Here is an 11,622-nt window from a genome sequence, read left to right as displayed (position 1 = left end):
CTACAGCCCCTTATTTGCATAATCACGTTTCAGTTCACTGGCAATGATGTTTCTTTGAATCTCGGAAGTGCCTTCATAGATTTTTGTAATTCTAGCATCACGATAATAGCGTTCGATTGGATAGTCTTTCATATATCCAATGCCCCCGTGGATTTGTAGAGCAAGATCTGCAACTTTGTTATACACTTCTGAAGCAAAAAGTTTAGCAATCGCTGCTTCTCTCACTACACGCTTATTCTGATCAGTCATCCAGGCAACACGATACGTCATGGAGCGAAGGACTTCGATTTGCATACTGATTTCAGCTAGCATATGTTGGACCGCCTGCATGTCGACAATCTTTTGGCCAAATTGTTCTCGTTCATGCGCATATTCGAGAGAGTGTTCCAGCAATCTAACACAGGAGCCTAAGTTTCTAGCGGCTAGTCCAGCCCGGCCATTCGCAAGTATTTTCAGCGCATTGATATAACCCGAACCTTCTTCGCCTAAGACGTTTTCTGCGGGTACTTCCATATTGTCGAAAAATAATTCAGCAGAATGAGAACCTCTTAAACCCATTTTCTGTTCTACTGATCCGAGGATGAATCCAGGCGTGTCTTTTTCAACAATGAACGAAGTGATCCCACGTGCCCCTCTAGAACTGTCAGTTACTGCCATTACAGTAAATACATGACCGTCTACAGCATTCGTAATATAATGCTTGGACCCGTTAATAATGTATTTATCACCTTTTTTAACAGCACTTGTTTTCAAGTTTGCAGCGTTTGAACCTGCACTTGGCTCAGTCAATCCGAACGCACCAATCCATTCGCCCGTAGCCATCTTCGGCAAGTATTTCTTCTTCTGCTCTTCCGTACCAAGGTCCACAATTCCCACGGTACCGATTCCTGTATGGGCACCGATCAGAGTCGTATATCCATTATGTGTTTTTCCAAGCTCTTCATAGATTGCACATTTCCCAACCATATCGAGTCCAAGTCCACCATATTCCTCAGGGATTCCAAGGCTGAAAAGCCCCATCTCTTTAGACAAATCTACAATTCTCTTTGGAATGAGGTCACTTTCTTCAATTTCCATCGCGACCGGTTCCACTTGTTCCCGGACGAACTTCCTAACGTTATATCTTAAAAAATCGATGTCCTCCGTGAAATTGAAATCCATAGCCATTTCTCCCCTTATCGATTGATGAAATTCGCAGTTCTTTTTTCTAAAAATGCTAACGTACCTTCTTTTTTATCTTCTGTTGTAAAAGCGACTGCCTGGGATAGTTTCTCAATCCACATTGCTGTTCCAGAATCGATATCGAATCCTTTATGAACTGCTGCTTTTACAAGTTGTACAGCAACTGGACCTTTTTTCATAACGTCGGAAGCAACTTTTCCCACGGTCTCATTTAGCCCGTCTTCATCTGTAAAGTAAGTGACTAAGCCTATCCGCTCCGCTTCTTCACCATCAATTATTTTTCCGGTCAAGATCATATCAAGTGCACGTCCTTTCCCGATGATTCTGGAAAGACGTTGCGTACCACCTGCACCAGGTATAATCCCTAAATTAAGTTCAGGTAATCCAAATTTTGCTCGTTTCGTTGCTACTCGGATATCACAAGCGAGCGCCAATTCACATCCGCCACCAAGGGCATATCCAGTCACAGCAGCAATCGTCACTTTCGAACAACCTTCAATTTTAGAGTACAATCCTTGCATTCCAGGGATAAGTGCTTCAAGTGAGTCCCGGTCATGGAGTTGTTGAATATCCGCTCCAGCTGCAAATGATTTCCCACCTGCACCTTGGATAACAATTACTCGAACTTCCTTGTCCAGTTCAGCATCCGAAAAAGCTGAATCGATTTCCAATAGTGTTTTTGCGTCTAGCGCATTTCTCATTTCTGGACGGTTAAGTGTGAGGTACATAACGCCTTCTTCTTTTTCCACAACAACGTTAGTGTAAATTTCGATTTTGTTTCCTCCCTTACGTATACTCGTAAAACCCTTTGCCACTTTTCTTTCCAAGACGTCCCGCTTTCACATAGTTAACGATTAGAGGACAAGGGCGATATTTCTCGCCTAACGTTGCATATAAATATTCCATATTTCGAAGTCTAGTATCTAAACCGACTAGATCAGCAAGTTCTAATGGCCCCATTGGATGATTAAGACCTAACTTCATCGCCTTATCGATATCTTTAGCGGAAGCAACACCTTCCATCAGTAGATTCATCGCTTCATTGCCAATTAAGCAGTTCATTCTGGAAGTTACGAAACCAGGAAACTCATTGACTTCAATAGCTTCTTTTCTAAGTGACTCAGCAATCCCCTTAACAAATTCGACTGTTTCATCGGACGTTTCGAGACCTCTAACGACTTCAATCAACTTCATCTTATGGACTGGGTTAAAAAAATGCATAGCGACGACTTTGTCTGGTCGAGATGTTTGGGCACCAATTTCTGTCGGACTCATAGTCGAAGTGTTTGTAGCAAGAACCGTTTCCGGCTTACAAATATGATCTAGCTTCTGAAAAACTTCAATTTTCAATTCGATTTTTTCAAGAACAGCTTCGATAACTAGATCCGCTTCTTTAGCTGCAAATTCTAAATTGGATTCATAAACAAGATTCTTTTTTGCACTTTTGTAGTTCTCTTCTTTTAAAAAGCCTCCAAGAAAGCTTGAATCTAGTAACTCTTCGATATCCTTTTTCGCTCTAGCGAGTATTTCATCGGTCAAATCATTCAAAACCACTTTAAATCCAGACACTGCCCCCGCATAAGCGATCCCTTTCCCCATGACACCGGAACCGACAATTGTAATTTGCTTCATCACTCAGCCTCCTCAATAATTACTAGTTACAGGTTTATATATTCTGTATTGTTTTCTTAGGATGAAGGGTTAACTTCTCTGCCTACATGCTTGTCTAATAAACCTTTAATCTTCTTCAAAAACAACGTCTCCCTATTAGGCGTTCGTTGTCTCTGAATTGTATTCAAACTCAGCGCCAGTTATTTCTTTTAGTTCTTCTATGCTAATATCAGACAAGATTTCAATGAGTCGCATCGTTCCATCCTCAAACTTAAAAACGGCATGTTCTGAAACAACTAGATCTGCTTTGCGTATTCCACTCGACGGAAATGTCAATTCCTTCACAAGTTTGGGCTCTCCATTTTTGGATGAATGCAAAGTCGCTACAATAATTTCTTTTGCTCCAGCAACTAAATCCATCGCTCCCCCCACACCCAAGATTGTTTGACCTGGTACTGCCCAATTGGCGATTTCACCTGTCTGATCTACTTGCAATACTCCTAGGACTGCAACATCTATATGGCCGCCTCTAATCATTGCAAACGAATTTGAACTATCAAATAGTGAAGCGCCAATTTCCATTGTGATGGGAGCTTTACTCGCACTTATCAAATCCATATTCACTTCGGCTGCAGGCGGAGTAGGACCCATTCCAAGCAAACCATTCTCCGATTGTAAGACTAATTTTTTCTCTCCTAAATAATCTGGAATGAGCGTAGGAATGCCTACACCAAGATTGACAACTTGACCTTGTTTCAATTCTTGGACAATCCGATGCGCAATTTTTATACGCTTAAACTGATTCAACAAAAACACCTGCCTTTTTCACGTAATTACTTTTTACGATGTAGTCTACATAAACGTGAGGGGTTACTATTTCCGAAGGTAGCAGGACACCGTTCTCAACGATTTCATCCACTTCCGCAATGACGATTTTACTGGCCGTCGCCATGACTGGATTGAAGTTTCTGCCTGTATGGTCGTACACTAAGTTTCCTAAGTGATCTGCTTTATGGGCCTTTATGAGCGAAACGTCGCCTTTGATGGCTTTTTCTAATATGAATCGTTCACCATCAATCACCTTCTCTTCTTTTCCTTCAGCTAATTTGGTGCCCACCGCTGTCTTGGTATAGAAACCACCGATTCCTGCGCCTCCGCATCGTACAGCTTCTGCTAAAGTTCCTTGTGGGATCAACTCAATCTCCAGTTCACCATCGACCCATGCTTGGACCGCATCGCGATTTGTCGTAAAGTAGGACCCAATTGCTTTGTTCAATTTCTTCTCTTTTAAAAGAATCCCCAATCCCTTGCCAGGCTCGCCTAAGTTATTACTGACAACAGTAAGATTCTTTAATGAAGAAGCTGCAATTCCATCTATTAAAGTCAATGGTGTTCCTGACATTCCGAAACCACCTACAAGCAACTTATCTCCATTTTTCACAAATTTTATAAACTCTTCTTTCTCCAACAATTTTTCCAAGTCCGATCTCCTTCCGTGTTAGACTACGAGCTCACACTCAACTCTCTTGAAACCTCTTTAATGGTACGATCTATTAACTGCAATCGAGTTTGTTATTCTCCTTCACTCCATGTATATTCCAAGTTCTTACCTGTCATACGTTCTAATTCTGATACGCCACAGCCATAAGTCACGCTATGTACAAACAAAAGACACAAACCACAAAGTCTGCGTCTTTTGTTCCTAACAATGACATCCTAGCCATCTTCCTTAAACTGGTGTTGAATCCGATACTTCTGCTGTAGCGGGTTCCTGTTCTTCTTCTTTTTTATCCGGGAACAGTAAACTGAAGACAATTCCAAATGCAGCTGCGATAAAGAACGTTGTGAAACGAGATGTCGCAATCGCATCGAGTGGTGTTGAAATCCAAATAACTGTACTGACGAATCCTGAGATAATTGTCGCGATGACACCGATTCCTGAATACCGTTTCCACAGGAACGTTAACATGACTGCTGGCGACAGAGTACATCCGACACCAGCCCACGCCCAACTGACTACGAGAAACACAAGGGATTTCGACGTTAAGGCAATCACTAACCCTACGATTCCTGCTCCGACTATTGTTAGACGAGAGATGGCTACTAATTTCTTTTCAGAAAGCTTTAAATTCATAGCACGGTGTATGATGTCTTCACTTACGGAACTTGTAATGACTAGTAACTGTGAATCAGCAGTTGAAATGATTGCTGCAAGAATCCCTGCAAGTAAAATGCCTGCGATCCATGGTGGCATCAAGTCAAGAATCATAAAAGGCAAAATCATCTCGACGTCTGCAAATACTTGACCTTGGTATAATGTGAGCGCCGTAATCCCGATCATGAACGCTCCGCTGTAAGCTAAGATCGTCCACGTGATTGCGACGATACTACCCTGTTTTGCTTCTTTTTCACTTCTAAGGGCCATAAATCGAGCACTTAATTGTGGTTGCCCGCCAAGGAAACCAAAAAACCAAGCAAAGTTGTTAAAGAGTAACAAACCTAATGAGAACCCAATTGCTCCACCCGTCCAAGAATCCATCGATGGTCCTGCAGCAACGAGAGCCTCACTGATCGACAAATCAGCAGCTGAAATTTGAACGAGTGCTACAATCGGTAAGGCAACTAAAGTAATGAGCATCATGACCGATTGAATCATGTCTGTCCAAACGACTGTTACAAACCCACCCACATAAGCAAGGATAACGACAACGATAATACTTAAAATGGCGCCTACTGTAGTAGGAATATTAAAAACGGCAAACAATGTTTTTCCAGCACCTGCAATTTGTGCTCCAAAGTAAAACATCATAAAACTGAAAATAAGAATAGTAGAAAGCCAAAGGATGAGCTTACCTTGTTTGCCGAAACGAGCTGCTAGGAAGCTAGGAAGTGTCAACGCACCGGTTTTCTCTACTTCCTTCATAAATCGTTTCGCTAAGAACAGCCAAGAGAAGATAATGCCTGAAGCGATTCCAACTGCTACCCAAACACCTGATAATCCTGTTGCAAAAACAAAACCGGTGTATCCTAGCAGAAGCCATGCCGACTCCCCAGTAGCACGTTCTGAAAATGCTAACGCCCAACCTGGCAACTGCTTCCCACCTAAAAGGAAATCTGCATGACTTTTCGATCTGCGACTAACGAGATATCCAACAATCAGCATTATCAAGAGATACATGACGAATTCGACCATTATAATCGTATGCAATTCACTCAGCTCCTTTGGTTTTCTCAGTACATTTCATATAACTCTATTTACACAATTGCATCTTCCAATACTAAATCGTTTTCTGCAAATCGTTCTACACGAAGTGGTGTCAAATCGAGCGTTTCATATTTCCCTTTACAAATCAGTTCAGCCAATCCGAGACCGACACCAGGTGCTTGTTGCATGCCATGTCCACTGAATCCAAGTGCAACGTAATACCCTTTCATCTGTGGATGCTCACCGATAATGGCATTTTGATCGACTGTATTATGGTCGTACATTCCAGCCCAACCCGATTCCAATTTGAGACTTTCAAAGTTTGGAATTCGGTGCGCTAAAATCGGCCACAAATGATCAAACGAGGACCGCTTCCATTTAAAATCGATACCAGGTTTTACATCATCCGAAAATCCCGCGACTACCCGATCCATCTCATGACGGAAGTAGACGCCAGTCGGATCGATTGTAAGCGGTAACATTTTCTCCAATCTCTTAGTAGAGTCAAAGACATACATCTGGCGTTTCAACGGGACAACGGGCAATGGTAATCCGATTTCTTCGCTTAATGTTGCACCCCAAGCACCTGCACAATTAATGACAACCGGTGAAGTGTAAATGGTTCCGTCAACTAATTGAACCCCCTTCATTCGTCCGCCTTCTGTAAGTAATGAGGAGACTTCTGCTGTTACATAATCCACCTCCAAGTGTTGGGCATTTTTCCGATATGCTTGCATGACCGAATACGGATCCAGATAACCATCTTCTTTACAGAATAATCCCCCGGCTAAATCACCTGTTTCAAGCTCTGGGATGATGTTCAGTAAATCGCTGGTCGATAGGATTTCAGATGGAACTCCGAGAGAATTTTGCAATTTGAGTTGCTTTTCATAAGCAGGCAACATCCGATCAGTCGCTAAAAATAAATACCCCCGCTGTTTGAAGTCAATTTCAGCCTTGTCCCCGTCTACGGCCATGTCTTCCGCAAAATTTCTATAGACTTCCAAACTAAATCGGCTTAGTTGGATATTAATAGAAGTTGAATATAATTGCCGGAAACCACCTGCACTTCGGGATGTAGATGAATACTCATATGTTGGATCTTTTTCAAATACTAGAATACTCCCCTCGAACCCATTCTTGCGCAATGAAAAGGCTGTACTCGAACCCATGACTCCACCACCGACAATGATAATATCCGCTTTTTTCATAGCCTGTACCCCCTAAAATAGTAGTTCAACTTGCGTTATATCATGTAAGGTCCACTGTTACTCCAACTTTATTTTTGCAGGCTTTGTCGTAAAAGTATTTTGCAATGACGATGTCAGCAATGGCCAATCCCACCGATTTAAATACAGTTACCTCGTGTTCATTATCTCTTCCTGTTAGTTTCCCACTTATAATTTGTCCAAGTTCTCCGTGGACCGCATCCTTAGAATACATTCCAGCCTGGATCGGAATTACTAAGTCTCCCGCTTCTTCTAAAGCCGATTCTTTGGATTCCACAACTACTTTAGCAGCACCGCAAATGGCTGATGTCGGTAACTCTTGCATAGTTGGCTTGAAAGAACCTACTCCATTTACATGGACACCAGGTTTTAAGGCTTCCGTAAATACGGGTTCCATAGAAGTTGTTGCGGTAACAAGAATATCTGAATTTCTAACAACTTCATTAGAATTTTGGCAAATGACAACTTGCTTATTGAACCTACTACTCACAAACTTTGAAAATGATAGTGCCTTCGCTTCACTTCTATTGTAAAGATAGATTGTATCGATGTCCCTCACTGCTAGGATTGCTTCACATAGTCCCATTGCTTGTTCACCTGTACCGATAATGCCTAGTGTTTTGGAATCTTTCCGAGATAAGTACTTTGTCGCAACTCCTGACAAAGCTCCTGTCCGTAATCGCGTTAAGTAAGAGCCTTCTAATAATGCGAGTGGTTCTCCCGTTGTAATGTCAGAAAGTAAAACAACACCGTTAATGACCTTTTTTCCAATATTAATATTAGAAGGTACAACGTTCACATATTTGAGTCCCATCGATTGTAAACCTTCTGCTACTGACGGCATCACGACACCAGAGTTGTCAGTGCCAAACGGTAAAATCGTTCGAATGGGAGTATCGGTAGCTGACCCTGAAAATTCTTCTAGAGCAACCTCGATACATTGTAAAATTTCTTTCATATCCACTAGTTCCATTTGGCTTTTAGCACTCAAAACTAATATTTGAAATCCCTCCCATCACTTAATCTATTCTGTCTTCCAATATACTTTCATATCTTGAAAGTAATACATCCAAACTGCACAACAATTTAGTACGAACAAAAACAAATTCTGGCCAGTTCACCGTAAAAGAGTTGAAAATCAACTAGTGGAAAGGGATGAATGAATTGCAGAACATTGGGCACTATGCACAATCAATCGTCGAACAGTTTTCTTCTATATTAAATATCCCGATTAGTATTACGGATAAGGAAGGGTTGGTAATTGGGAGCACAGACAATAACCGACTTGGCTCACATCACATTGTCACTACAGAAGTGACACAGTCAGGAAAGATGATGTTTTTCACCAAGGAACAAACTGCCAATCTCGTCAACGTCTTACCTGGTATTGCTACTCCTCTAAGATTCCAACAAGAAACAGTCGGTGTACTCGGTCTTATTGGTGACCCAGCAATCGTTGAACGGTACCTACAATTTGTCCAATCCCATATAGAAATGCTCTTAATGGAAAACTTCCGTTCAAGGACAGTTGCCTCTCAAATGGAATCGATGCGGGATTTCTTTAAATGTCTCTCTTTTTATCAAGAGAAAGCTGATTTTAGTAATATTCGTAGCCATTGTGACACTCACGGATTTACATTAGGAATACCAAGGCGCTGTATTCTATTGGATCTACTGCCTACTAATGATCAAGCTCTCTCTATCCAGCAAACACATACATTCAGCCCAGAAGAACAAGAGCTATATTTATGCTTGAGAAATTTATTCAATACAAAAGAACAGGATATTGTTGTTCCTTTATCTTCGGGTCAATGGCTTATTTTACTCTCCGACCATTCCGATGAGAGAACTACATTGTTAAAGAGATTAGAGTTCGCCTCGGACAAGCTGAGGAAATTTTTAGAGACCCGTGGAATAGATAGTAAATTAATGTTTTCATACAGTGATCCTTCTCCATCCATTGAAGGAATTTTAAACTCTTATGAGCAATGTAGAAAAGCTTTGGAGATTGCGAATCGCCATCACTTTCAACAATCAATCGTTTCTAATGACGATTGGGACTTACTATCACATGGTCTAGAAGAGATCACACTCCCCTCACAATGGACACTGAACAATCACATCAAAAAATTACTCAATCATGTGAATGGCCCTGTCCTCCTCGACAGCTTTCTCGTCTATTGTGATGAACAAATGAACATGAGCCAAGCTGCCAAAAAACTATATATTCATCGCAATACGCTGATGTACAGATTGAAGCAACTTCAAGAAATAGTGAGCATCGATTTGAATTCTTTCAAGCAATGTACACTTTTATATATGGCTTTAAAGCAGCATCAACATTTCAAAGAGACTACGTAGAATAAGTGCTCCACAAAAATTATTGGTAATGATTTTTATGGAACACCTCGGAAGTTTGATTATTCAGTTTGCTGTTTGATACAATTCATTTGGAATGATGAATAATTAGACTCAACAATCAGTCCTTTTTGTTATTGAAATGTGAATTGAGTAAGGAAATATTATAATATTTCTTAAATCTTGGGGGAGAGTTTATGTTTTATAGGAGAAAATTTTACGTTGTGAAAAATGAATTCGTTGAAAATTTTAATGCCCATTTTAACAAAACAAACTTACCTAACCAACTTAAGTACGGATCACGTTTAGTAGGTCGTTGGATGAAGAATAACGAGGATGACACTGTCGAGATTTTCGCTATATGGGAATATGACAGTTACGAGGATTATTTAAAGATTGAATCCATGTTGAGAAATGATAAGGCTCACGTTGAGCGTGTTAAAAACTGGTATGAAAAGAACGGTGGAAAGGAGCTCGTTTTAAAGGAGTACATTTTGCAGGTGAAAAATGAAGCTATAGAGTCAACTCTAGAAAATGATGTTTAACTTAGACGTGCATGTAAACGAATGGGTGCGATTTTGTATATAAGATCTGCGCCTATTCATTAATAGGTCCAAACGTTGAAGAAAGAAGGGATTCAAGAGTTGATTGAAACAGTGGAAACATGTTGATTTTATTGTGGTTACAATCCCCTGCTCATAGGCTGTATCCAACAACTTAATAAATCCCTTTATTTTACAAGCTGAATCTCAATGGCTTCTTTATAAATATGAATCGTTCTATTTGCTATTTCATCATATCTCTGTTATTCTAAGGGAGTATTATTCTTGTTCTTTTTCAGATTGAGAATTGATTTTGTTTTTCGTCTAAGGTATTTGAGCAAGCGTAGTAACACAATGTGTGGTTATCCGCACTAGGAGGCAATAATTATGGAACAAGGTACAGTTAAGTGGTTCAATGCAGAAAAAGGATTTGGATTTATCGAGCGTGAAGCTGGAGAGGACGTATTCGTACATTTCTCAGCAATCCAAAGCGAAGGTTTCAAATCTTTAGACGAAGGTCAAAGTGTAACTTTTGAAATCGAACAAGGACAACGTGGCCTACAAGCTACTAACGTTCAAAAAGCTTAATTATAGCTAGAAAAAGACCCTACTCTATGTAGGGTCTTTTTTCTGTGCTTAGTAATGACCTTCACGTCCCATAGTCAGCAATGACGTGAGCTTAAATTATTCAATCGGATTCGATTCCACTGGACTCTTGATTATTAAAACACCTGACGAGTATCGATTAGGGATCTTAGAAAACTTTTACGGTCTAGAGTTGACAATCCATGAGAGGAAGAAGTTAATTATTTTTTATGGATTTATAAATTGAATAAAAAGGGCACCAAATAATGGGCAACCTTCTTTTTGCTGCGCCCTCCTTATGACGAACACTAACTATAAAAGGTAAACTGGACATTCTACATCCTAATACATGTCCCTCAACATCCTCTTGGCCCGAGACAACCTTGTTTTTATTGTTGAAAGATTTATATTTAAACGATGTTGGATTTCTTTCAAAGACTGGTCTTTAAAGTAATAGAGGGTTATGACTTCTTCATACTTCGAAGGCAACTGCCTTATCTTGTTTCTGAGTTCTTCTGTATCAAAACTATTTAAAACCTCAAATTCAGGCGTACACGCGTCCTCATCGTTAAGTAGCTCCATATTTTCGTGAAGCACAACTCGATGACGGTAACCTTTTCGTAAAAAATCAATACAATGATTATTAGCAATTCGATAAATCCATGAATAGAAGGAACGTTCTCCGTTAAATGTTTTATAGTTAAGATAGCATTTCACAAGAATTTCATGAGATAAATCTTCTGCTATGCAGTTATCCTTCACATAAGAAAGTGCAACCCGATGCACTTTCTTCTTACATTCCATATAGAGTTCATTACTTTTTTGCTCATTCATACTTAGGTTGAGTTCAGCTAAAACAATTGCTTTATTTGATATTGTTTTCACTTTTACCTCCTCTGTTCTAAAAGAA

The 11,622-nt window shown here is 40.2% G+C and carries 12 protein-coding genes; 3 read left to right on the top strand and 9 right to left on the bottom strand.

All coding sequences use genetic code 11. The features are described 5' to 3' along the window. The 8 genes from ACR65F_RS04910 to ACR65F_RS04875 form a co-directional block, all read right to left on the bottom strand. Entirely contained in the window at positions 1–1,161 is a 1,161-nt protein-coding gene (locus ACR65F_RS04910) for an acyl-CoA dehydrogenase family protein (RefSeq protein WP_440503483.1), read from the bottom strand. Between the two features lie 14 nt (positions 1,162–1,175). Then, positions 1,176–1,949 (bottom strand): enoyl-CoA hydratase/isomerase family protein, encoded by a 774-nt coding sequence (locus ACR65F_RS04905; protein ID WP_440503689.1) that lies wholly within the window; start codon positions 1,947–1,949, stop codon positions 1,176–1,178. Between the two features lie 19 nt (positions 1,950–1,968). Then, the gene (locus ACR65F_RS04900; protein ID WP_440503482.1) at positions 1,969–2,814 is read right to left on the bottom strand and encodes a 3-hydroxyacyl-CoA dehydrogenase NAD-binding domain-containing protein; all 846 of its coding nucleotides are present in this window, start codon (positions 2,812–2,814) and stop codon (positions 1,969–1,971) included. 135 nt (positions 2,815–2,949) lie between these two features. Further along, a complete protein-coding gene (locus ACR65F_RS04895; RefSeq protein WP_440503481.1) occupies positions 2,950–3,603 on the bottom strand; it encodes a 3-oxoacid CoA-transferase subunit B in 654 nt (217 codons plus the stop codon). Beyond that, positions 3,587–4,273 carry a CoA transferase subunit A gene (locus ACR65F_RS04890; protein WP_125102228.1) on the bottom strand — a complete coding sequence of 229 codons (687 nt, stop codon included), beginning with the start codon at positions 4,271–4,273 and terminating at the stop codon, positions 3,587–3,589. The genes ACR65F_RS04895 and ACR65F_RS04890 overlap by 17 nt, the downstream gene beginning before the upstream one ends. Before the next feature lie 249 nt (positions 4,274–4,522). Beyond that, positions 4,523–6,001 (bottom strand): sodium/proline symporter, encoded by a 1,479-nt coding sequence (locus tag ACR65F_RS04885; RefSeq protein ID WP_440503480.1) that lies wholly within the window; start codon positions 5,999–6,001, stop codon positions 4,523–4,525. Positions 6,002–6,048: 47 nt separating this feature from the next. Then, the gene (locus tag ACR65F_RS04880; RefSeq protein WP_440503479.1) at positions 6,049–7,209 is read right to left on the bottom strand and encodes an NAD(P)/FAD-dependent oxidoreductase; all 1,161 of its coding nucleotides are present in this window, start codon (positions 7,207–7,209) and stop codon (positions 6,049–6,051) included. Between the two features lie 40 nt (positions 7,210–7,249). After that, entirely contained in the window at positions 7,250–8,227 is a 978-nt protein-coding gene (locus ACR65F_RS04875; protein ID WP_440503688.1) for an ornithine cyclodeaminase family protein, read from the bottom strand. A 155-nt stretch (positions 8,228–8,382) separates the two neighbouring features. Between ACR65F_RS04875 and ACR65F_RS04870 the strand changes: the two genes are divergently transcribed. From ACR65F_RS04870 to ACR65F_RS04860, 3 genes are all read left to right on the top strand, one after another. Next, the gene (locus ACR65F_RS04870; RefSeq protein ID WP_440503478.1) at positions 8,383–9,588 is read left to right on the top strand and encodes a sugar diacid recognition domain-containing protein; all 1,206 of its coding nucleotides are present in this window, start codon (positions 8,383–8,385) and stop codon (positions 9,586–9,588) included. 194 nt (positions 9,589–9,782) lie between these two features. Next, a complete protein-coding gene (locus ACR65F_RS04865; protein WP_039043179.1) occupies positions 9,783–10,130 on the top strand; it encodes an NIPSNAP family protein in 348 nt (115 codons plus the stop codon). A 384-nt stretch (positions 10,131–10,514) separates the two neighbouring features. Continuing rightward, on the top strand, positions 10,515–10,715 hold the full coding sequence (locus ACR65F_RS04860; protein WP_025783429.1) for a cold-shock protein: 201 nt from the start codon (positions 10,515–10,517) through the stop codon (positions 10,713–10,715). A gap of 339 nt (positions 10,716–11,054) precedes the next feature. On the opposite strand, the gene ACR65F_RS04855 is transcribed toward ACR65F_RS04860, so the two are convergent. Next, complete coding sequence (locus ACR65F_RS04855) at positions 11,055–11,597, bottom strand: RNA polymerase sigma factor (RefSeq protein WP_440503477.1); 543 nt, start codon at positions 11,595–11,597, stop codon at positions 11,055–11,057. Positions 11,598–11,622 lie beyond the last annotated feature (25 nt).

This window comes from Sporosarcina sp. SAFN-010 (assembly GCF_059415065.1).
Note: the sequence above shows the minus strand (reverse complement) of the source record. Positions and strands in the feature narration are given on the sequence as shown.

Bases quoted from the DNA above. Each gene is read 5' to 3' on its own strand.
- ACR65F_RS04900 (WP_440503482.1), bottom strand. From the start codon at position 2,814: ATGAAGCAAATTACAATTGTCGGTTCCGGTGTCATGGGGAAAGGGATC.
- ACR65F_RS04860 (WP_025783429.1), top strand. From the start codon at position 10,515: ATGGAACAAGGTACAGTTAAGTGGTTCAATGCAGAAAAAGGATTTGGA.
- ACR65F_RS04880 (WP_440503479.1), bottom strand. From the start codon at position 7,209: ATGAAAAAAGCGGATATTATCATTGTCGGTGGTGGAGTCATGGGTTCG.
- ACR65F_RS04870 (WP_440503478.1), top strand. From the start codon at position 8,383: ATGAATGAATTGCAGAACATTGGGCACTATGCACAATCAATCGTCGAA.
- ACR65F_RS04865 (WP_039043179.1), top strand. From the start codon at position 9,783: ATGTTTTATAGGAGAAAATTTTACGTTGTGAAAAATGAATTCGTTGAA.
- ACR65F_RS04910 (WP_440503483.1), bottom strand. From the start codon at position 1,161: ATGGATTTCAATTTCACGGAGGACATCGATTTTTTAAGATATAACGTT.